The organism is Actinopolymorpha cephalotaxi, assembly GCF_013408535.1.
GTDB lineage: Bacteria > Actinomycetota > Actinomycetes > Propionibacteriales > Actinopolymorphaceae > Actinopolymorpha > Actinopolymorpha cephalotaxi.
Genome location: NZ_JACBZA010000001.1, coordinates 5290425 through 5312333, shown reverse-complemented (window position 1 = coordinate 5312333; position 21909 = coordinate 5290425). Strand labels below are relative to the sequence as shown.

Here is a 21909-nt window from a genome sequence, read left to right as displayed (position 1 = left end):
GCCCGGTAGGCCGTCAGGAGGCTGTCAAGCCTTCCTTGACATCGGTGCCGACCAGGCGGCGGAGCCACGAGGTGGCGCCCCGCACCATCGACTCTGCACTGGTGCCGGACACGTGGTCGCGCAGGTGCAGGGAGGTCATCGTCTGGTGGAGCACGCCGAGTTCCTCTGCCAGCGAGAGGGCCCGGCGCAGGTCGGCAGGTGTGGCGTACTCCTCCCACTCGGCGAGGTAGGCGTCCTTCACCCGCGGGTCCTGCGAGATCGCCGAGCCCTGCTCGGCGAACGTCACCAGGTCGAGGAACGGATGCGAGACCGCCGCGTCGGTCCAGTCGAAGGCGAGTACGCGGCCGTCGCGTACGGCGACGTTGCGCGGGTGCAGATCGCCGTGCAGCAAGGTCTCCGGTACGCCGATCGCCGCCAGCTCGTCGATCGCCGCCCGCAACTGCTCTGCCCGGCGGGGCAACACCGCGCGCTCGGCGGGTTCGAGCCGCTCGGTCGCGGGGTTCGGGCCGAGCAACCTGGCGACCTCACCGTGCAGCACCGCGAGCCGGCGGTCGACACAACCGAACGCCAGCAGCCGATCGGACCGGCCGGCATAGCTACGCTGCAACCGGGCATGCCCGCGGACGGCCTCGAACCACAGCGAGAGATCCGGCTCGTGCGCCAGCGCCGGGCCGAGATCCGGCAGCAACATCCAGGCCCGCTGCTCGTCGATCGCCAGCGGAGTGGGTACCGCGCCGGGCCGCTCGCCGGACAGTTTCTCCAGCAGCAGGGGCTCGTGCGCGAACAGCAACGGCAACGCGCCGGCGCGCGCCGGCCGGATCGTGCTGGAGTGGGCGAGTGCCTTGAAGTACACGTCGCCCTTGGCCGTCGGGCACCGCAGGACGTTCGACAGGCCCCACGACCGCACCTGTACCGGCAGGCCGGTACGCGGCGCTCCGGCCGCCTCGAGGTGGGTGTCGATCCACGGCATCGCCTCGGCGTACCAGCCGGGCATCGTCCAGGCGGGGGTGACGGGGGAGTCCGGAGGCAGCGCGAGGTGGATGCGCGCGGCGGCGACCAGCGGGTCGTCGAGGTCGCTCACCCACCGGGCCTCGTCCGGCACCGCTCCGGTCACGGTCATCAGATAGTCCGTCGCGTTCGGCAGGTCGTCGAGGCAGAGGAGTACGCACGCCTCGATTCCCAGCTGCGTCCGCAATGCCCGCACCGGCGCTTCGACATCGGGGAACCAGGGTTTGCCGGCGACCTCCACCCGGGGAAGCCCGGAGGGCAGCACGAGCACCGCGCCGTCGTCGGGACGCACCACCACCGCCGTGACTTTCACCGCACCCTCCCGCCAGGCAATGCCGCAGCCTAACCGGCCGGATGAAGTGTCGACCTGGAGCGTGTCCTAGCGGTCGTCGTGACCTTCGTCGGTGCGGCCCTGCTCGGCGGTCCACGCCGCGACCTGCGCGCGGGAGGTGAAGCCCAGCTTGACGAGGATGTTCTCCACGTGGCTTTCCGCGGTCCGCTGGGCGATCACGAGTGCGCCCGCGATCTGTTTGTTCGTACGCCCCTGTGCGATCAGGTCGGCGATCTCGCGTTCGCGCCGTGTCAACGGCGAGTTGCCCGGACCGCTGCGTACGCCGCGCCGGTCCGGCTCCTCCTGCAGGGCGACGGCGATCGCGTGGTCGTGTCCGCGTTCGGCGCCCTCGGCGAAGGCCCGTGCGTAGGCTTCCTCGCCGAGGGTGGCGCGGAGTTCGCGCACGCAGCGTTCCTGGTATCCCGACAGGTGGGTGTAGCCGGTGAGGGAGAGCCCGAGTGCGCGGCTCAACGAGTCCAGCGCGCCGAACAACCCGGCCGCCCGGGCGGGCTGCCCGGCGGAGGCCGCGGCCAGCGCCAGCACCTGGAGGTTGAGGGCCACGCCCACCTGGTCGTCCAGCCGCTGGTTGTGACGCAGGCTCTCCCGTTCCAGGATGGTCGCCCGGGCGACGTCGCCCTCCCGCCAGACCTCGATGCCCAGAGCGAGCAGTACGTACGCCCGGTGCCAGAGGTCACCGGCGTCGGTGCACAGCGACAACGCCTCCTCGGCGAGTTCGACGGCCTGGGCGGAGTCGCCGAGCGCGGAGTGCGCCATGGCCGACCGGATCAGGGTGGACGCGATCCCGTGCGGGTTGCGGCCGGCCCGGTGGAGCTCCAGCGCCCGCGCGTAGTGCGCGAGGCCGGCGTCGGTGTCGCCGGTCGCGGTGGCGAGCATCCCGGAGAACAGTTCGACGTACCCCCGGGTGCTCGGTGCGTCCTCCGTTTCCAGGATCGACCGCGCCTGCGCCAGCATCGTGCGTGCCGCCGGGAAGTCGGTCTGGATGAGGGCCAGCCACGCGTTCGCCCACAACGCGTCGGCCCGGCCGGCGGCCGGTGCCGTCCCAGGAGTGTCGGCAGCAGTGTCGGCAGCAGTGGCGGCCAGCAGCCGGTCCAGCCACTCCCGGCCCTCGTTGAGGTAGCCGTTCAGCCAGTGGAAGAGCAGGTCGGCGGCCAGCCGGACCCCGTCCTGGTGCAGGTCCGGATCGGCCAGCGCGAGGTCCAGCGCCGCCCGCAGGTCGTCGTGCTCGCGGCGCAACCGGGCGAACCACTCCACCTGGTGCGGCGCGAACACCTGCCGTGCCGTACGGGCACCTTCCTGCCGGAAGTAGCCGAAGTGCCGTCGGCGGGTGGCGTCCAGCCTCTCCTGTTCGGCGAGGCGGCGCAGGCCGTAGTCGCGGACAAGGGTGAGCTGCCGGTATCCCGCCCGGCCCGCGTGGTCCTCCCGGAGCAGCACGGACTTGTCGATCAGGCCGGTCACGAGGTCCATCACGTCCTCGCGGGCCAGGTCGTCGCCGGCACACACCGACTCCGCGGCGTCCAGGTCGAAGGCGTTGGCGAACACAGACGACCGTGCCCACATCGCCTGTTCGCCCGCCGAGCACAGGTCGTAGCTCCAGTCCAGCATCGCCTCGAGCGTGCGGTGCCGCGGGTCGCCGCAGCCGGGACCCGCGGTCAGTACGCCGTAGCGCTGGTCGAGCCGGTCGCGGATCTGGCCGGGGGTGAGCGCGCGCACCCGCGCGGCGGCGAGCTCGATGGCCAGCGGGATGCCGTCCAGCCGCCGGCAGATCGCCACCACGGCGTCCTGGTTCTCCTCGGTGAGGACGAAGTCGTGCTGGACGGCGGCGGCCCGGTCGACGAACAACGCGACCGCCTCGAACCGCCCGGGCACCTGCCGCGCCCCCGCCTCCCGGCCGTCGGCCGCGTCACCGCCGGGATGGTCGCGTGCGTCCGGAAGCGGGAGCGGCGGCACCGTGAGGGTGTGCTCGGTGGCCACGTCCAGCCGCTGCCGGCTGGTGACCAGCAGGTGCAGGCCGGGTGCGGCCGACAGCAGCCGGTCGGCGAGCACGGCGCAGGACTCGGGGAGGTGCTCGCAGTTGTCCAGCACCACCAGAAGGTGCCGGTCGCGCAGATGGTCGGCGAGCATCCGGGCCGGGTCGCGCCGGGAGCGTTCCAAAACCCGTAGCGACTCCGCCACCGTCGGTGCGACCAGCGCGGGGTCGGTGACGTTGGCGAGGTCGACCAGCCACACGCCGTCGCGGAACGTTCGGCGCAGAGCGTGCGCGGCGCGCAGGGCGAGCCGGGTCTTGCCGACGCCGCCGAGACCGGTGAGTGTCACCATCCGGGTGACCGACAGCAGGCGTTTGACCTCGGCCAGCTCACGCCGTCTTCCGACGAAGCTGGTCGTGTCCGCAGGAAGATTCCCCACCTGCGCGGTGGCGTCCGATTCGGGCCTGGTCATGGCGACGTACGGACGGCCACGAGCAGTCGCCGTCCGACAACCGCATGGTATGCCGCCACGTCGGAGGGTGCCGAATCTCCTTGCGCACAAGGCCGGAAGTGCCCCATGATCAGCTGGTTGGCGACCAGGTGGGGTGGCCGATGTCGTCCGGCTGCCAACCCGAGCTTGCGCCCGAAGGTGCCAGGCTGGTAGCAATGCCCCTGATCGCTGCCGTTCAGGACGAAATGAGGCAAATCGGATGTCCGACCATGACGGCACGGGGATCGAGAGCGACTACGACCGGATCGGCGGCGGGCCCGCGGTGAGCCGCGTGGTCGAACGCTTCTACGAGTTGGTTCTCGCCGACGCCGACCTCGCGCCGTTCTTCGTCGGCGTCGACATGAGCAGCCTCAAGCGGCACCAGGCGCTGCTCATCTCCCAGGTGCTCGGCGGTCCGGCGGAGTTCACCGGCCGGGAGTTGCGCGTCGCGCACAAGGACCTGCCGATCACCGCCGAACACTTCGGCGCCGTGGTGGCGCACCTGGTGGCGGCGCTGACCGAGGCCGGCGTTCCGCCGGAGGTGATCGCCCGGGTCGGCGCGGTCCTCGGCGCCACCGAGAAGGACATCGTCACCGAACCCGCGGGCTGACCGGACATGGATCCCGCGGCACTTCAGGGCAGCTGGCAGATCGTCGCGAAGTCCGGCGATGACGTTCCGCTGTTCTTCTACTCCCATCTGTTCCTGTCCCATCCGGAGCTGCGCGAGCTGTTCCCCATCTCGATGGCCGCCCAGCGCGACAAGCTGGTCGGTGCCCTCGGGAGCGTCGTCAGCAGTGTCGACCGCCTCGAGGAGGTCGTGCCGCTCATCCAGCAGCTCGGCCGCGAGCACCGGAGGTTCTCCGTCGTCGCCGAGCACTACGGCGCGGTGGGAGCGTCGTTGCTGGCCACGCTGAAGCACTTCCTCGGGCCGGCCTGGACGCCGGAGCTCGCCGCCGACTGGTCCGCGGCGTACGGCCTGATCGCGCGCACGATGGTGGAGGCCGCGGAGGCGGCCGCCGACACCCCGGCGTGGTGGACGGCCGAGGTCACCGCGATCGAACGCCGCACCCTGGACGTCTCGGTGCTCCGGCTCCAGCCGCAGGAGCACTACGACTACCGCGCGGGTCAGTCGTTCGCCATGGAGATTCCGCAGCGGCCGCGGCTGTGGCGTTACTTCAGTCCGGCCAACGCGCCGCGCCGGGACGGGTCGATCGAGCTGCACGTCCAGCTCGTCGACGGCGGCCAGGTCAGCACGTCGATCGTCCGGTCCACCAAGGTCGGCGACACGGTGCGGCTCGGTGCGCCGATCGGGACCGCGCTCACGCTGCCCGACGACTTCGAGGGCGACCTGCTGATGGTGGCCGGCGGGACCGGACTCGCGCCGCTGCGCGCGGTCCTCGAACAACTCGACCGGCGGTGGCAGGTCACCGGCCGGACGCCGCGTACGCACCTCTTCCACGGCGTACGCATGCCGTGGAGCCTCTACGAGCGTGAGCTGCTGTCCCAGCTGGCCAACCGGCCGTGGTTCGACTACACCGAGGCCGTGTCCGACGACTCGTCCTACCCCGGCGCGCGGGGGCCGGTGGGTACTGTTGCGGCACGCGGTGGAAGCTGGCAGGGGCGAACGGCGATGGTGTGTGGTTCACCGGCGATGGTCGAGCACACCGTCGCCAGGCTGGCCGAAGCCGGGATCCCACGCGAGCACATCCGTTTCGAGTCCTTCGGAGCGGCGGGGGACGTCAACCATTCACAGCAGGAAGCCAGCAGGCAAGGTGATGGGCAGTGAGTGACTTCCCCCGTGGACCCCGTGCGACCCGTGCGCCCAGGCGGTCGCCGCAGGTGATCCGATCCGCGACGTTCTCCCAGCGCAGACGGGGTTTCGACGAGGGCGAGGTCCGTGACTTCCTGGGTCAGGTCGCGAGCCAGGTGGAGGCCGCCGAGGCCGAGTGTGCCGAGCTGCGCGCCGAAAACGAGCGGCTGCGCGCCGACGTCGACCGGTGGCGTACCGAACTCGTGCAGCGTGAGGAGAACCCACCGGAGATCAGCGACCGCGCGGTGGCGTTGTTCAGCCAGGCCCAGCAGGTCGCCGACCGGCTGGTCGAGGAGGCGGTGCAACACGCCCGCGACCTGATGTCGGCGGCGCGTGCGCAGGAGCGCGAAATCGTCCAGCAGGCGCGCGAATCGGCGCGCACCTCCACGCGCGAGACGGGCGGCCGTTCGCCCGGCGGCGCGGTGGACGGCCGGGCGGGCCACGGCGCCGGAGGGTACGACACCCCGGTGCCGGACATCGAGTACGTCCGTACGTTCGCCCGGGTCGCGCAGGTGCAGTTCCGTTCGGTGCTGGAGGCGCTCGGCGAACAGGTCGACCGCCTCGGCCAGGTGCCCGACCTGTCCGAGGGACGTCGGTCGTACTCATCCGGCGACGGGTATCCGGACGGGTCCTTTGACGGGTCTCTTGACGGGTCTCTTGACGGGTCGCCTGATGTGTCGTGGCACGGCGGGCACGGTCGCGACGAGCTGGACGGCTACTCCGGCGACTACACCCCCGAACCCCCCGACCCCGCCCGCCGCTGACCCGCCCGACCTCGCACGACCGTGGCCGAAACCGCCCGATCCGGGCCGCCTCCGTTGACCCGCGCCCACCGGGACGCTGAGGTGAAGGCGTCCACCGATCGACGCGCGAGGCACGGGAGCCGACATGACGGACGCCGCGACGACCCCATCCGCCCGCCAGTCCGCGAAGTCCGCGCGGTTCAGTTCCGGAGGTAGCCGCGGACGCGGGCCGGCCCGGCGCACGGCACTGGCGGCGAGCGGGCTCGGCCTGCTGGTCGGCGCGGGTGCGCTGCTCGGCGCCGGCCCACCCGCCGCGGCTGCCCCTGCTGCAGGTGCGGCCCCCGCTGCAGGTGCGGCCCCCGCTACGGACGCCGCCCCCGGAAGCGCGAGCTGTTCGCTGACCGACCGGCACTGGACCGCGCACGCCCGGGTCGACCGTGCCCGCACCGAGCGGTTCGCGGCGTACGGCAACAGCGGCGTCGGCTGGACCGGCGGCGACAGCACCTACTCCGTCCCGCTGCCCGGCAACCGCACCGCGTGGTTGTTCTCCGACACGTTCTGGGGGCCGGTGAACGCCGACCTCAGCCGGCCCACCACCGTGCCGTTCCTCAACAGCTCGTTCGTGGTCGAACGCGGCGGGCACCTGCGCACGGTCGCGGGCGGCACCCCGCAGGCACCCGACTCGCTGGTTCCGCCGGACGAGCCGGGCACGTGGAACTGGCTGGGAGCGGGCCAGGCGACGCCCGCCTCCCTGGACGTGATGTTCCTCGAGTTCGCCCGCACCGGGTCCGGGCCGCTCGACTTCGGCTGGCGGGAGAACAAGCTCGGCCGGTTCGACCCGGGCACGCTGCGGTTGCGCGAGGTCGTTCCGCTGCCCTCGGCCGCCGGTGTGCAGTGGGCGTCCTGGCTGCTGCGGTCGGGCGGATACACCTATGTGTACGGCGTGGAGGACCTCGGCCTGACGAAGTACATGCACCTCGCGCGGGTGCGCGGCACCGACCTCGCGAGCGGCGGGTGGGAGTACTGGACGGGCGGCGCCTGGTCGCCCACCGAGACCGACTCGGCCCGGCTGATGTCGGGAGTCGCCAACGAGTACAGCGTTTCCCGCTGGCGCGACGGCTACCTGCTGGTCACCCAGGACACCCGCGAGCTGTTCAGCCGGCGCATCCTCGCCTACGTGGGCTGCTCGCCGACCGGTCCGTTCACCGAGGCGGCGACCCTCTACACGACACCGGAGACGGGTGCCGCCGGCTCCTACGCCGACCCGGACATCTTCACCTACAACGCACACGAGCACCCGGACCTGCGCCGCGGTGACCGGCTGCTGGTGACGTACAACGTCAACAGCCTCGACCCGAACGCCGATCTGTACGACGACGTGACGATCTACCGGCCGCGGTTCGTCGAGGTGACGCTGGTGCCCGACCGGGGCTGACGTCGGGGATCGGTGTATCGCGGGCGTATCGAAAATCCCATACGCCGCCACAACGGCCTCACGTCTTCGATGGGGGGACGAACCAGGCGCACCGCGTCGACGCCGGGTTCCCCACCCCGGAGAGGACCGAGAGCATGGACTCGAATTCGGCACGACCTGTCGGGCGGCGGCGGCTGGTCGGGTGGGGCGGGTTGGCGGCCGCCGGTGTGGTGACGGCCGGCGGGCCGCTGGTGAGCACCGGGATCGCCCACGCCGACGCCGCGTCCACCCGGACCGACTCGTCCGGGCACGACCGGATCCCGCCGGACACCCGGCCCGGCGGCGCCTACGACCGGTACGTCGCGCGGTTGGCCGCCGCGGGCAGGTTCTCCGGGGTGGTGCTGCTGTCGCACCGGGGCCGGACGGTGCTGTCCCGCAGCTACGGCATGGCCGACGAGGAGCGGGGGATCCACAACCACGAGGGCACCGCGTTCGCGCTCAGTTCGGCAGGCAAGCCGTTCCTCGCGGTGGCCCTCCTGCAGCTGGCCCAGCGTGACAAGCTGCGGTTGACGGACACGGTGGGCGCCCATCTGTCCGGCTTCGCCGCGGACGTGGCCGATCGGGTGACCGTCCACCACCTGCTGTCCGGCACCTCCGGGTTGTCCCTGCCCGACGAGGACGTGCAACGGGTCTTCGGGAGCCGGGACGAGGTGCACGACTACTACCGGCGGCGAGCCCGGCAGGCAGAGCTGGTGGGTGTCCCCGGCCTGCCCGACACCATCCACGCGGAGGCCGAGGTCACCATCGCCGCACTGATCGTGGAGGCCGTGGCCGGCACGACGTACTGGAGCTACGTCCGGCGGAACATCTTCGACCGCTGTGGCATGACCGGCTCGGGGTTCTACACCAGGCCGCGGTGGCTCGCCGACAGGCACATCGCGCACCCGTACATGCGGCTGGCCGACGGCAGCGTGGTGGACGCCCTCCGCAACCTGGACAAGGGCAGTCCGGACCCGTACGTACTCGGCCGGAACCCGGGTCGCGCCTTCGTCGACGCCCCCGGGGACGGCGGCTTCGCCACCGCGCCGGATCTGGTCCGGTTCGCCCGCGCCCTGGGCGACGGCACGCTGCTGGACCGCCCCTGGGCCGACGTGCTGACCGCCGCCAGGATCCCCCAGGGACCGGGATCGTTCGCCGCCTACGGGATTCCGGTCTCCATCGTCGGCGGCCAGTGGATGTTCCAGCGCGCCGGCGGCAACCCCGGGGTCGGTGCGAACTGGAGCATCTACCCGGACACCGGCTGGGTCGGGGTCATCCTCGGCAACCGCGACAGTGTGCCGCTGGTGGAGGTCATCGGGCAGGAGATGCAGGCCGTCACCGGGGTCGCGCCCGGCGACGGGGCGGGAGGCTGAGGCGGCGTGGCCGCGCGACGTATCCGGCGGATCGTCCTCGCCGGCCTGGCGATCCTCGGCCTGGCCGTCGTGGCGTTCGCCGTACGGCGGCCGCTGCTGATGTCCGCTCCGGCGTGCCTGACCGGGCAGTGGCACGGCTGTTTCGGCACCGAGAACGGCGTGCTGCTGATGATGCTGGCCGGGCTCCCACCGGCCGCGCTGGTGGTGTGGGTCCTGGCGCTCCGGCGGCGTGCCGCCGGCAGCACGAGGTCCTCGGCGTGGCGGACGTCGCTGGCCGAGGTGGGCATGGTCCACGGCACGGTGCCGATGCTGTGGCTGACCCTGATGCCGGGGCCGGGGGCCGGTGTCGTCCCCCGCAGGGTGAGCCTGGTCCCGCTGCGGGACCTGGCCACGATGGGGCCGCTCGGCATCGGCGGCAACCTGGTGATCCTGGCGGCGCTGGGGTTCTTCGCCCCGATGCGCTTCGCGGCGCTGGCGACCCTGCCGCGGATCCTGGCACTCGCGGCCGGCTGCTCGGCCCTGGTCGAGATCGCGCAGTACGTCCTCTGGCTGGACCGGGTGACGTCGGTGGACGACGTACTGGTCAACACGACCGGTGCCGTGCTGGCCGGGCTGGCGTCGCGCCGCTGGTGGCGCACCCCGGCGGGCGTGCGGACCGGTCGGCCCCGCGCCGCGCCGGCATCGACCAGGTGAGCCCAACGAAACAGAGGGGTTCCGGTGCGCGTGCACCGGAACCCCTTGTTTTCGTACGACGGGCTTGTCTGGCTTGTCCGGCTCGTCTGGCTCGTCTGGCTCGCTGGGCTCGTCCGGCTCAGGCGCCGTGGTGGCCCTTCACCTGCTGACCGGTCGCCGGGTCCAGCAGCAGCGGCCGCAGGTCGCGGTGCCGCCAGTCGAACATCGCATCCAGACTGTTCGCCATCGAGTCGAACGATGCCTTGTCGATCGCGGCGCCGGACGCCTCGCCGAGCCGCCGGCCGTCCAGCCAGTTGTCCTCCACGAACCGCATGACCGACGTCTGGTCGGTGATGGTGCCGTCGACGAAGTTGCGCCTGGCGTACGGCGAGAGCACCAGCAGCGGCAACCTGGGACCGTAACCACACCGGGCCTGGTAGCCACCCATCGGCGCACCGGTCCCGCACTGGCCGGGTGCGTTCAGCGCGTCCTGGTCGGTCTGGGAGGCGTTCACGATCGGCGGCACGACGTGGTCGTACCATCCGTCGCTGTCGTCGTAGGCGATGACGACCGCGGTGGACGCCCAGTCACGGGACTTCTGCAGCTTGTTCAGGACGCCGACCACGAACTGCTGCTCGTCCAGCGGGTCGGAGTACCCCGCGTGCCCGTCCTGGTAGTTGGCTGCCTTGAGGAAGCTCACCGCGGGCAGGTTGCCGTTGCCCAGTGCGTCGTACCAGTCGGTCAGGTCGTACTGGTGGTTCGCCTGGTCCTGCCTGCCCACCATGTCCACGCTGGTCGGCGGGAGGTGGTGCGGGTTGGCGGTGGACTTGTAGTACTGGAACGGCTGGTGGTGCGGGTTGTAGTCACCGGTGAAGCCCGCCTCGCCGGTGTAGCCGAGCGCGGCACCGATTGGGTGCTTCGCGGTGCACTGGGCGGTCTTGCCGAAGTCCGGGTCGTACGTCGAGGAGCCGGTGTAGGACTGCGGCCGGAACCCGCCCTGGAACCAGCCCCAGGTGACGTTCTGCTTGTTCAGCATGTCGCCGACGTTCGACCCGGTCATCACCGCGAGGTTGCGGGACGCGTTGGAGCAGTCGTCCCAGGCCGGGTCCGGGTCGTTGATCATCGTGCCCACGCCCTCGGCGTTCGGCGCGATGACGACGTACGGGTCGGGCGTGGCGGTCTTCTTCCGGTCCGCGCCCACGGAGTAGATGCCCGACGTCTGCCCGGACACCAGGTTGATCGCGCCGGGGGAGGAGGGGCCGAAGTTGGTGTCGAAGGAGTTGTCGTTCATGGCGAACCGCTGGGCGTAGTTCCAGTACGCCGTCACGGTGTTGCCGTCGTAGTAGTCGAGCACCTGCGTCGGCGAGGAGTAGTGCTTGGGGTCCTTGCACGTCCGGTTGGTGGCCGGCACGAACTGGTCCATCAGCCCGCGGTCGACCGCGACCTGCTCGTCCTTGTAGTTGTGGTCCATGTCGCAGGTCAGCGCCTGGTCGCGGCCCAGCCGGGTGGGGTTGACCTGGTGGCCGTCCATGACGTTCGGGTTGTGGTTCAGGAGCAGCGGGCTGAGGCCGTTCACCGTGGGGGTTCCGGGTGCGGCGTCGAACGCCGGCTCGCCCGCGGGGTTGGCGGCGTTGGGGTAGGTGCCGAAGTAGTGGTCGAACGACACGTTCTCGCCGAAGATGACCACCAGGTGCTTGATGGGTGTCGCCGTCCTGGCTCCCGGCCCGTCGTGGTTGCCGTTCGCCTGTGCCGGCGCCATCGTTCCTGCCGCCAGGAACGCGGCGGCCGCGACCGCGGCACCCGCCCCGGCGATTCGTCTGATTCGCATTGCGTGCCCCTCCACTGAAGCAGGCGTACGTACGACGTACGCGACGGCGATGATCCGGTGTTCACCTGGGAGTGAGCTGACCACCGGCGAAACACCGAGCGAACAGTCGGCGTGACTGTAGGCGTCCGGAGTACGGCATGACTACGGATCTTCGGCGAGTGACCGCTATCGGGCGGACCGGCCGTGGTCGGCAGGTCGGGTAGTGTCGCTGCGGCTTGGCCGGGAGCTCGGCGCGGAGGTGGGGGTGTGATGGCGGACAGCATGGTGGGTGGGGACGTGCACCCGTACGAGGCGATGGGCGAGCGCCTGCCGGACGCGGCGGTCGCGGCCGCGGTGCGCACGCAGGTGGGTGTACGGCCGGACGCGGTGCGGCAGCTCTCCGGGTTCGTCGGCAACCAGGACTTCCTCGTCACCACCGGCCGGGGCGACTTCGTACTCAAGGCCGGGGACGCCCACGCGGTCCTGTCCGAGGCGTGGGCGTGCGAACGCGCCCGAGCGGTGGGCGTGCCCGCGCCGGAGGTGGTGGCCGTCGACGCCGACCGGGACACGCTGCCCCTGCCGTACCTCCTGATGCGCTGCCTGCCCGGCGGCCCCATCGACGACACGGACGACGTCGATGATGCGGACGAAGCGCTGGTGGCCGCCGGACGGTGGCTGCGCGCGGTGCACGAGATCGAGGTCGAGGGGTACGGCCTGCTCACCGCGAGCCGCGGGCCCGACGGAACGTGGGGGCAGGTGCGCGGCCGGGAGTCCACCTGGGCCGACGTCGTCGCTCACCCGCTGGGCAGGCTGCCCGACCTGGTGGCCGCGCGGATCCTGGACGAGTCGCTGGCCGGCCGGGTGCGCGCGGCGTTCGCCGCCGGCGCAGGCCTGCTGGCGTACGGGAGGGGAGGCGTGCTCCTGCACGCGGACCTGCATCCGCGGCACGTGTTCGCCGAGCAGGGGCGGCTGACCGGCATCATCGACTGGGGAGACGCGACCGCGGGCGACCCGGCGTACGAGTTCGGCCGCTACTCACGGGCCGGCGACGACTCGCTGGCGCTCGTCCTGCGTGGCTACCAGCCGGACCGGGACGAGAAGTTCGGCCGCCGGATCGTGCTCTACCGAGTGCTGTGGTCGTTGTACGCGCTGACCTGGGAGTACGCCGCCGGCGGGGACTGGTTCGCCGGCCACGTCCAGGCCGTACGCGACGGCCTGCGGACCCTCGACGCCTGAGTTCTCGGAGACCTACTTCGAGCTGCCGGGATTCTTCCGCGGAAGAATCCGCACGGACGTCAGGCGGTCGGCCTGGCGTTCAGCGCCGCGAGGATCCTGCGAGCCAGGGGTGCCTGCAGCGGCGAGAAGCGCGGGTTCAGCTTCAGCGCCTCGGTCAGCAGCTCACGGGCGCGGGCGGTGTTGCCGACTCCCCGCTCGATCATGGCGCGGTGGTAGAGGAACGTCGCGTCCTTGTAGCCGGTGCGGGCGGCGTAGTTGGCGAACGGCACGGCCGCCTTGTCCTGGCCCGAGACGTGCAGCGCCCAGGCGACCGCGTCCGCCACCTCGATGCTGTGCCGCTTCTTCCACTCCGCCCGCGCGAGCCGAAGAGCCAGCGCCTGCTTGCCGTGGTCGGCGGCGAAGTTGGCCAGGTCCATGGTCACCCGGACGCCGTTGTCGCTGGCGATCGTCTGCCACGTGCTCACCACGTCGTACTGCGCGGCGGCGCTGACGTTCTTGCCGGCGACGGTGTAGAGGTCGCCCAGCTCGGCGACGTACTGCGGTTCGGGCACCCGCTGGGCGAGGTCGCGGTACCACTGGATCGCGGTCGCCAGCCGGCCCTGGGCGAACAACGCCTGCGCCGTACCCGCCACCGCGGGCGGATCCGTGGAGTCGACCCGCCGAGCCTCGCGGTAGGCGGTGGCGGCCGCGGCGAAGTCACCCTGCCGGAGGGCGAGGTCGCCCTGAGCGGTGAAGGCGCGCAGCCGGTCGGGCTTGCTGGTGGCGATCTCCGCGGCGTGGGCGAGCAGCACCTTGGCCCGGGCCGCGTTCCCGCCGAGTTCGGCCAGCCGGGCGAGCCGGACCACCGATCCCGCCGACGGATCCATCGCGTGCAGTTCCTTCGCCGCGAGCAGTGCCTCGTCGTAGCGGCCGAGGCTGATCAGCGCGTCGATCCGCAACAGGTTGCTGTCCCGGTCGCGGGCGTTGACCGACAGGGCCTGGTCGGCCCACCTGAGTGCGCCGGGGTAGTCGTTGCGCGCGTACGCGAGCTGGGCCTGCCCCCGCAGCGCGACGTCGTTGTAGTCGGACTCGATCCGCAGCGAGTTCGACAACGCCCGGCCGGCCTGGCTGTAGAGCGTGTGGTCAACGGTGTCCTGGCCCTGCCGGAGCAGCGACACCCCGAGCCGTGCCCAGCCCTGGTAGTCCCTGGGCTGTTTGCGCAGGTGCGCCTGGAGCTGGTCGATGCCGGCGTTGGGTGGGGCCAGAATCACCGGCCCCTCGTCGAGTGCGCGCGGGGGACTTGCCGGCGGAACGTAATTGTCCCGGCCGAAATAGAGCACCAGTCCGAGCGTCATCGCGAGTGCGGTCATGAATGTGCCGACCACGATGAGGAGCCTTATTCGCATGGCGCTTCTACCCCCGCCTGTTGTGTGGCACAGCGGGCCTTTTCCGCGTCCGCCAACGGGCTAGCGGATACCCGGTCGCCGGTTGACGGAAGCGATCGGTAGCGGGTGAATCGGCAATGTCGAGAATCGCGGGCGGCACGAAATCGACACCGAAGTTGCCATTATCCGAAAACGGGAATGCGCGCTATTTCCGGCCTGGGAGTGTTGTCCACCGCCCGCTGTGTTGTGACCGGCGAAAAGGGTGAATTCGCGGTGAGGCGATTATCGTCGGCCGCGTCCGAAGTGCGGGAACGTCGCGTCGAAATCGACGCCGAGCTCCGCGTCGATCCGGTCCAGGTCGAGGGTGGGGCGCCCCTGGTCGTCGCGTCCGGCGTGGTCCTGTCCGATGCGCAGGTCGAGTTCGAGCACGTGGCCGTGGGCCCAGCGCAGCCGGCCGTCGTGCAGGATCGGGACACCGAGGACCGCGCGGGTCAGCCCCTCGTGGTGGTTGCCCGCCCAGGCGAGCACCAGAAGCTCACCCGGCGGGAGCTCCGGCATGCCGGCCAGGATGCCCTGCCGGGGCACGTCGCCGGGAGTCAGCCGGCCCTTGAGGGCGTCGTCGTCGGCCAGCCGGAAACCGGCGTAGGGGTCGGTGCCGGCCTCGGAGTACTTGTAGGGGTAGACGACCCGGCCACCGACCTCGACCGTGAACGCCGTGCCGATCCGGTCGCTGGGCCGGTGCACGTCGGCGGCCGGCAGGCGTTGCTCGATCACTCGGCCGAGCACCTCGCACAGGATGTGGTAGCGAAGCTGGCCGTAGGCGGTGGCGTTGAGGTAGTCGGTGGCCTCGAACAACCTGGCCGCCTCGGCGTGGGCGAAGTGCAGGCAGGGAACGGCGTAGGTGGTCAGCACGAACGCGGCGCGCTCGCCGACCTGGTGGGCCAGCCAGTCGCCCTCCGAACCCGCGGTGGCCTCGTCGAGCACGCCGCCTTCCCTTCCGGCCTTCGGCCCACGATCGACTGCTCGGCAGCTCCCGGGAGCATCCGCGGATGGTCCCGGGAGCCGTCCCGAGCGTTCTCAGGCCAGTGATCCTCTCACTGCCCACCGACAGGGGTGGCCGACCGGTCGCCGACGGCGGCGGAGCGGGCGAGGACCAGTGCCGCCGCCGCGAGGAGCAGCAGCACGGCGGCGGCGAGCAGCGCCACGTCGACTCCGTGGGCGATGCCGGCTGCGACGCCGGTCCGGCTCCCGGCGTGGCCCCCGCCGGCGGTGGTCACCACGGCGACGGTGGCGGCGACCCCGAGCGAGGAACCGATGTAGCGGGCGGTGTTGTTCGCGCCGGTGCCCATGCTGGCCCGCCCGGCCGGTACGGACTCGATGGCCAGCCGGGCCAGGGCGGAGTTCAGCAGGCCGCTGCCCACCCCGGCGACGTGCCGCGCCGGCGACCAGGAGCCGGCCGAGCCGAGGAGAAGCAGGCTGCCCGCACCGGCGAGGGCGAGGCCCAGCGCGAGCTGGTGGTCCGCACCCAGCCCGGCCCGGCGGGCCTGGGTGGCGGCGACGAACGACGCGCCCGACCACAGGGCGAACCAGCAGGCGGTGACCAGCGGGGTCCAGCCGAGGGTGTGCTCCCAGGCGGTGGGGAGGTAGCTCATCACCCCGATCACGCCGAAGCCGGTGATCATGGCGCCACCCACCGACAGCAGGAACGCCGGCCGGGTGAACAGCCCGAGGTCGAGCATGGGCTCGGGGGTCCGGGCCTCCACCGCGACGAAAGGCGCCGAGCAGGAGCACCGCCACCGCGGACAGCGCCAGCACCAGTGGCCGGTCGAAGCCCTGCCGGCCGGCGGTGACGGCGGCGAGCAGGACGGCCACGCCCGCGCCGAGCGTCACCACGCCGGCCACGTCGGGCCGGCGCCGGATGGCGGCGCGGGACTCCCGCAGCGCGAGCGCACCGAGCACGCCGGCGACCGCCGAGGCGACGGCGTACGCCCAGAAGAACGCGCGCCAGGAGGACGCGGCGGCCAGGCCGGCCGCGGCGAGCGGCCCGAGCGCGATGCCGGCGCCGAGGCTCCCGCCCCACAGTCCGGTCGCGCGCACCCGGTGGTGCCCGGCCGGGAACTCGTGGCCGATGATCCCCAGCGTGGCGACCAGGATCGCCGCACCGGCCCCGCCCTGCACCACCCGGGCGAGGACCAGGACGAGTGTCGTACCCGCCGTCGCGGCCACGACACTTCCCGCCACCGACACCGCGGTGCCCAGCAGGAACAGCCGGCGGCGGCCGTGGTTGTCGGCCAGGCTGCCCGCGACCAGGAGCAGGGAGGCCAGGCCGAGCGCGATGCCGTTGAGGATCCAGGTCTGCCCGGTGGTGTCCGCGTGCAGGTCGGCGGCGATCCGGGGAAGCACGGTCATCGGCTGGACGTAGTTCATCAGCACCAGCAGCGTCGAGACGCACGCGGCCAGCAGGGTGAGCGCCGGCCGCTCCGGCGGTGCGGGCGCGGTAGCGGCCGGTGCGTCCGGCGCGGCCGCGGCCGACGACTCCAGCAGGCCCGATCTGTCCGGCATGTTCGGCATGGCGGCTGCTCCCGGATAGTGAGTTCGGTGAACGAACTGACGTGGCTGCTCACCACCGTAGCAGGTGTCGGTTCGGTGAACGAACTCACTGGGGAGTACGATCGGAGGCATGGCGCTCGGCAAGGACTACCAGGGACAGGACTGCTCGCTGGCCCGTGCGCTCGAGCTCGTCGGCGAACGCTGGACGATGCTGGTGCTGCGGGACGCGTTCTACGGCGTACGCCGGTTCAGCGACTTCGCCGACCACCTCGGCATCCCGCGGGCCGTACTCACCGAGCGCCTGCAGGCCCTGGTCGACGCCGGCGTCCTCGCCCGGCAGCGTTACCAGGAGTCCCCGCCGCGCGACGAGTACGTCCTCACCGAGGTCGGCGAGGAGCTGTGGCCGGCGCTGTACGCGTTGTCCCGTTGGGGCGAGCGGCATGCAACCACCGGCAAGCCGCGCCGGGTGTTCCGGCACGCGGGGTGCGGCCGGCGGCTCGACCTCACCGGCGCCTGCCCGGCATGCGGCCACTTCGTTCCCGCCCGCGAGGTGGAGACCCGTCTCGGTCCGGGCGCCGGACCGGCCCGGGACGATGCCGTCAACCGCGCGATGGCCAAGCCGCACCGGCTGCTCGAGCCGCTGTTCCCGGCGTAGGGCCTGTCCGTCAGCCGGGCGTTCCCGCGGTCGATGAGACCGTGCGGCGGACCCGGGCGAGAGCCAGCCCGCCGAGCAGCATCGCGGCCAGCCCGACCGGCAGGGCCAGCACACCGCCGACGATCCCGTAGCCGGTGCCGGGACCGCCGTCGGCGGCCGCCACGACCAGCCCGCCGACGACCGTCCCGGCCGAGCCCGCGACCAGAGCCGCGAGGGCCCGCCTTCTGCGGGTGACGGTGCCCGCCCGGTTGGCCAGCGCCAGTCCACCGGCGATCGCGCCGGCAACTCCCAGCGCCATGGCGACCATGGCCCAGGAACGGCCGGCGGTCAGGGTGTACGCGCCGGGTGCGGCCGGCTGGGCCGGGACGAACCCGGCAATCAGGTGTGGGACGAACATGAGGGCTCCTTCTCGCCTCCGAGCGGACGGCTGACGTCCACGACCGGACGCCTCCAGCCTGTCGCGCCGGTCGCCGCCGGTCGTCGTACGGACGGAGACAGTTCGCGCTGCCGCCGGTGCCGTAGCCGGCTGCCGCGGAGGTCGTACGAACCGCCCGGATACCGCGATCGCGGTATCCCTCCCTGGTCCCGCAGAGGGAGCCACCCGCGCGGGCCCACGGTTATGGTGCGCGGGTGAGCAGTGCACCTGGGCGAACCCGAAACCTCGGGGTGATGGACGTCGTGATCGCCGTCGGCGTGGCCGGTGCCCTGGTGGCCGCCGGGCTTTCCGAGGCGCGACCCGCGACGAGCCTGGACCCGCTGGGCTACGGGTTGCTGGCGGCCGGCGGGCTGGCGCTGGTCGCGCGCCGCCGTTCTCCGGTCGCCGTGCTGGTGGTCACCGGGTTGTGCGCGCTGGGCTACCAGGCCGTCGGCTTCGACGTGCCGGTCGTGGCGTACCTGTTCGCGGTGTACGCCGCGGTGCGGGCCGGCCACCGCATCGTCACCGTGGCGGCGTCGGTGCTCATGCTCGCCGTCCTCCCGTTCGCCATCGTGGTCTCGCCCCAGGACGCCTCGGTGAGCAAGGCGTTCGCGCAGGCCCGGGACGTCCTCCAGATCGCCTGGCTGATCGCCGCCGGGGCCGCCGGAGAGGCCCTGCGGCAGGCCGAACGCCGGGCGGACGAGGCCGAACGCACCCGGGAGGAGACCGCGCGGCGCCGTGCCGACGAGGAGCGGCTGCACATCGCACGGGAGCTGCACGACTCGCTGACCCACCAGATCTCCGTCATCAAGGTGCAGGCCGAGGCCGCAGTTCACCTGGCCCGCAAGCGAGCTGAGCCGGTGCCGGAGGCCCTGGTGGCGATCCGCGAGGCCAGCCGGGAAGCGGCGCGGGAGCTACGCGCGACCCTCGAGGCGCTGCGCGACGACGAGCTGAGCCCGCCGAGTGGACTCGACCAGGTTCCGGACCTGCTGCGGCGAGCCCGGGCCGCGGGGTTGGACGCGACGCTGACGATCGAGGGAGTACGCCGTGGCGTACCGGCGGCCGTGGACCGGACCGCCTACCGGATCGTCCAGGAGTCGCTGACCAACATCGCCCGCCATGCCGGCGCCACCGAGGCGTCGGTCCGGATCGGCTACCGGCGAGACGCCCTGGACGTACGCGTCGACGACGACGGGAAGGCCACGGTGGACGCGGTGCCGGTACCCGGTGTCGGGCTGCTCGGGATGCGCGAACGCGTCACCGCCCTCGGCGGCCACCTGCGGGCGGCGCCGCGCGACGAGGGCGGCTTCACCGTGCACGCCGTACTCCCGGTACTCCCCGTACCCGCCGAACCCGGGCAGGCCGAACCCGGGCAAGCTGACGTTGACAGCCGTGCCAAACTCCGGCTTGCCGAACCTGGGCAAGCCGGAGTTGACAGCCGCGCCGAGCACCCCGCGGAGCCGTCACCGTGATCCGGGTACTGCTCGTCGACGACCAGTCGCTGATCCGCGGTGGGTTCCGCGCGCTGCTCGACGCCGAGGACGACATCGAGGTGGTGGCCGAGGCCGCCGACGGCGCCGCCGGTGTGGCGCTGGCCGCGGAACACCTACCGGACGTCGCGCTCGTGGATGTGTCGATGCCGGTGCTCGACGGCATCGAGGCCACCCGGCGGATCGCGGCGGACCCCGCCCTGGCGCGGGTGCACGTCGTCATCCTCACCAACTACGGCCTGGACGAGTACGTCTTCGAGGCGCTGCGCGCCGGAGCCGCGGGGTTCCTCGTCAAGGACATCCTGCCCGAGGACTTCCTGCACGCCGTACGCGTGGCGGCGCGCGGCGACGCCCTCCTCGCGCCGTCGATCACCCGCAAACTGATCAGCCGGTACGTCACCCAGCCGCCCGGCGCCGGCGTCCACCCGCGGCTGCCGGACCTGACCAACCGCGAGTGCGAGGCCGTCACCCTGGTGGCCAGAGGCCTGTCCAACAACGAGATCGCCGACCGGATGGGGATCAGCCCGCTGACCGCGAAGACCCACGTCAACCGGGCCATGGTGAAGCTGGGTGTACGCGACCGGGCCCAGCTCGTCGTCCTCGCGTACGAGTCCGGCCTGGTCACCCCGCGCGACTCCTGAGGGTCGAGACACCTGAGGGTCTTGCACCTGAAAGTCCGCGAGCGTTCGTACCCGCGTCGGTGCGGTCAGGCGGGCGTCTCGTCGTCGTGGTGGTACCAGACGGTGGTGTTGGGGGGGATGGTGTCGGTGGGGTGGGGGGTGGGGTGGGTGGTGAGGATGGGTTGGCCGGGGTGGGGGTGTGGTGTGGGGATGGGGTGGTGGGTGGTGTTGGTGTAGGTGGTGAGGTGGGTGCCGCGGGTGAGGGCGAGGAGCCCGGGTGGGGTGTCGGTGTGGAGGGTGAGGGTGGTGGTGGCGAGGTCGGGGATGGTGCGGCGGAGGGCGAGGGCTTGGCGGTAGAGGTTGAGGGTGGAGGTGGTGGTGTGGTGTTGGGTGTCGGCGGCGAGGTCGGCCCAGGTGGGGGGTTGGGGTAGCCAGGCGGGGGTGGTGGTGGCGGGTGGGGAGAAGCCGTGGTGGTGGTCGGGGCTGGTGGTCCAGGGCAGGGGGACGCGGCAGCCGTCGCGGCCGGGGCGGGTCCCGCCGGAGCGGTGGTACATGGGGTCTTTGAGGACGGTGACGGGTAGGTCGGCGACGTCGGGCAGTCCGAGTTCTTCGCCTTGGTAGAGGTAGACCGCGCCGGGCAGGGCGAGCATGAGCGCGGCGGCGGCCCGTGCCCGGGCGAGCCCGATCTGGGCGGGGTCCGCACCCGCCGGCAACTCCTCACCGTCGCCGTCGCCGTCGCTATCGCTGGGGGTGGGGGTGTGGCGGGTGACGGCGCGGGGGAGGTCGTGGTTGTTCGCGACCCAGGCCACCCCGTCGGGGTGGTGGGCGAGTGCGGTGGTGATGACCTGGCGGTAGGTGTCGGCGTCGAAGTGGGCGTGGGCGAAGGGGAAGCAGAAGGTGTGGTGGAGTTCGCCGGGGCGGGTGTAGTCGGCGACGGCGGCGGGGTCGGTCAGCCCGACCTCTCCGATCAGCAGCCGGTCCCGCCCGTCGGCGGCGGTGTAGTCCTCGACCAGCCTGCGCCACGAGCGCCACACCTGGTGCACGGCCGGCTGGTTCCACGCGTTCGGGTTGACCGGGTCCCCGGTCGCCTCGTCGGCGGCGGCGTCGGGGTGGTCGGGCAGGCCGGGCTTCTTGTGCAGGCCCTGGGCGACGTCGACTCTGAATCCGTCGACGCCGCGGTCCAGCCAGAACGACAGCACCCGCTCGAACAGCGCCGGAACATCCGCGTGGGTCCAGTTCCAGTCGGGTTGTTCGGCGGCGAAGGTGTGCAGGTACCACTGCCCCGGTGTGCCGTCGGGTTCGCTGATCCGGGTCCAGGCCGGCCCACCGAAGATGGACCGCCAGTTGTTCGGCGGCTCGTTCCCGTCGGGCCCGCGGCCGTCGGCGAAGTGGAACCGGCCCCGCTGCGGGCTGCCCGGCCCGGCCGCGAGGGCGGCAGCAAACCAGGGGTGGGCGATCGAGGCGTGGTTGGGCACCACGTCCAGGATCACCCGGATCCCGTGCCCGTGCGCGGTGGCGACGAGCTCGTCGAACCCCTCCAACGAGCCGTACGCCGGGTCGACCGCGCAGTGGTCGGCCACGTCATAGCCGTGGTCATGGCCCGGAGAGGCGTAGAACGGGTTCAGCCACAACCCGTCCACACCCAGACCCGCCAGATACGGCAACTTCCCCACCACACCCGCCAGATCTCCCACCCCATCACCATCACCATCACAAAAACTCCGCACATACACCTGATACACAACCGCCCGCCGCCACCACTCCGCGCCCAGATCGCGGAGAGGGACGTCCGGGACGGGCCGCAGGGCGGGCACGGCGGGGGCCACCGCAGTCGCCGTCGGCGCGAACCGCTGGCGGAGGGAGTCCTGCGTGGCGCTGATCTTCGGAGGCATTGCGTGGACCTTGGG

18 protein-coding genes and 1 pseudogene are annotated in these 21909 nt (G+C 72.1%); 10 read left to right on the top strand and 9 right to left on the bottom strand.

The features are described 5' to 3' along the window. Positions 1-13: 13 nt before the first annotated feature. The gene (locus tag FHR37_RS23580) at positions 14-1321 is read right to left on the bottom strand and encodes a phosphotransferase family protein (protein ID WP_092879677.1); all 1308 of its coding nucleotides are present in this window, start codon (positions 1319-1321) and stop codon (positions 14-16) included. Between the two features lie 66 nt (positions 1322-1387). After that, on the bottom strand, positions 1388-3796 hold the full coding sequence (locus tag FHR37_RS23575; RefSeq protein WP_092879680.1) for an ATP-binding protein: 2409 nt from the start codon (positions 3794-3796) through the stop codon (positions 1388-1390). A gap of 238 nt (positions 3797-4034) precedes the next feature. Between FHR37_RS23575 and FHR37_RS23570 the strand changes: the two genes are divergently transcribed. The 6 genes from FHR37_RS23570 to FHR37_RS23545 all read left to right on the top strand — a co-directional run bounded on the left by FHR37_RS23570 (position 4035) and on the right by FHR37_RS23545 (position 9886). After that, positions 4035-4424: a group I truncated hemoglobin gene (locus FHR37_RS23570; protein WP_092879683.1), complete on the top strand. Its 390-nt coding sequence runs from the start codon at positions 4035-4037 to the stop codon at positions 4422-4424. Positions 4425-4430: 6 nt separating this feature from the next. Further along, positions 4431-5600 carry a globin domain-containing protein gene (locus FHR37_RS23565; protein ID WP_092879686.1) on the top strand — a complete coding sequence of 390 codons (1170 nt, stop codon included), beginning with the start codon at positions 4431-4433 and terminating at the stop codon, positions 5598-5600. A gap of 53 nt (positions 5601-5653) precedes the next feature. Further along, positions 5654-6388 (top strand): DivIVA domain-containing protein, encoded by a 735-nt coding sequence (locus tag FHR37_RS23560; protein WP_175542280.1) that lies wholly within the window; start codon positions 5654-5656, stop codon positions 6386-6388. 124 nt (positions 6389-6512) lie between these two features. Then, positions 6513-7802 (top strand): DUF4185 domain-containing protein, encoded by a 1290-nt coding sequence (locus FHR37_RS23555; protein WP_092879692.1) that lies wholly within the window; start codon positions 6513-6515, stop codon positions 7800-7802. A gap of 134 nt (positions 7803-7936) precedes the next feature. Further along, positions 7937-9193: a serine hydrolase domain-containing protein gene (locus tag FHR37_RS23550; RefSeq protein ID WP_092879695.1), complete on the top strand. Its 1257-nt coding sequence runs from the start codon at positions 7937-7939 to the stop codon at positions 9191-9193. 6 nt (positions 9194-9199) lie between these two features. Then, positions 9200-9886: a VanZ family protein gene (locus FHR37_RS23545; RefSeq protein WP_237768507.1), complete on the top strand. Its 687-nt coding sequence runs from the start codon at positions 9200-9202 to the stop codon at positions 9884-9886. Between the two features lie 118 nt (positions 9887-10004). Here FHR37_RS23545 and FHR37_RS23540 read toward each other — a convergent pair whose 3' ends face one another. Then, on the bottom strand, positions 10005-11693 hold the full coding sequence (locus tag FHR37_RS23540) for a phospholipase C (protein WP_092879698.1): 1689 nt from the start codon (positions 11691-11693) through the stop codon (positions 10005-10007). 249 nt (positions 11694-11942) lie between these two features. On the opposite strand from FHR37_RS23540, the gene FHR37_RS23535 reads away from it, so the two are divergent. Continuing rightward, positions 11943-12908, top strand: coding sequence for a phosphotransferase family protein (locus FHR37_RS23535; protein WP_139238756.1), 966 nt, complete (start codon positions 11943-11945; stop codon positions 12906-12908). A gap of 59 nt (positions 12909-12967) precedes the next feature. Here FHR37_RS23535 and FHR37_RS23530 read toward each other — a convergent pair whose 3' ends face one another. The 4 genes and pseudogenes from FHR37_RS23530 to FHR37_RS33520 all read right to left on the bottom strand — a co-directional run. After that, positions 12968-14272 carry a tetratricopeptide repeat protein gene (locus tag FHR37_RS23530; RefSeq protein ID WP_175542281.1) on the bottom strand — a complete coding sequence of 435 codons (1305 nt, stop codon included), beginning with the start codon at positions 14270-14272 and terminating at the stop codon, positions 12968-12970. Between the two features lie 282 nt (positions 14273-14554). Further along, positions 14555-15256, bottom strand: coding sequence for a hypothetical protein (locus FHR37_RS23525; RefSeq protein WP_092879704.1), 702 nt, complete (start codon positions 15254-15256; stop codon positions 14555-14557). Between the two features lie 110 nt (positions 15257-15366). After that, positions 15367-16011, bottom strand: coding sequence for an MFS transporter (locus FHR37_RS32695; protein WP_092879707.1), 645 nt, complete (start codon positions 16009-16011; stop codon positions 15367-15369). Between the two features lie 196 nt (positions 16012-16207). Next, positions 16208-16681: pseudogene (locus FHR37_RS33520) on the bottom strand (MFS transporter); the annotation flags it as partial. 271 nt (positions 16682-16952) lie between these two features. Here FHR37_RS33520 and FHR37_RS23515 point away from each other — a divergent pair. Further along, a complete protein-coding gene (locus FHR37_RS23515; RefSeq protein ID WP_092879711.1) occupies positions 16953-17477 on the top strand; it encodes a winged helix-turn-helix transcriptional regulator in 525 nt (174 codons plus the stop codon). A gap of 10 nt (positions 17478-17487) precedes the next feature. Here the strand turns inward: FHR37_RS23515 and FHR37_RS23510 are convergent, their stop codons facing one another. Next, a complete protein-coding gene (locus FHR37_RS23510) occupies positions 17488-17874 on the bottom strand; it encodes a DUF6223 family protein (protein ID WP_092879714.1) in 387 nt (128 codons plus the stop codon). A gap of 233 nt (positions 17875-18107) precedes the next feature. Between FHR37_RS23510 and FHR37_RS23505 the strand changes: the two genes are divergently transcribed. Both FHR37_RS23505 and FHR37_RS23500 read left to right on the top strand, forming a co-directional pair. Then, positions 18108-19364 (top strand): sensor histidine kinase, encoded by a 1257-nt coding sequence (locus tag FHR37_RS23505; protein ID WP_202817850.1) that lies wholly within the window; start codon positions 18108-18110, stop codon positions 19362-19364. Further along, the gene (locus FHR37_RS23500; protein WP_092879719.1) at positions 19361-20023 is read left to right on the top strand and encodes a response regulator; all 663 of its coding nucleotides are present in this window, start codon (positions 19361-19363) and stop codon (positions 20021-20023) included. Before FHR37_RS23505 ends, FHR37_RS23500 begins: the two co-directional genes overlap by 4 nt. Before the next feature lie 65 nt (positions 20024-20088). Here the strand turns inward: FHR37_RS23500 and FHR37_RS23495 are convergent, their stop codons facing one another. Continuing rightward, on the bottom strand, positions 20089-21729 hold the full coding sequence (locus FHR37_RS23495; RefSeq protein WP_456237031.1) for an alpha-amylase family glycosyl hydrolase: 1641 nt from the start codon (positions 21727-21729) through the stop codon (positions 20089-20091). Positions 21730-21909: the final 180 nt, after the last annotated feature.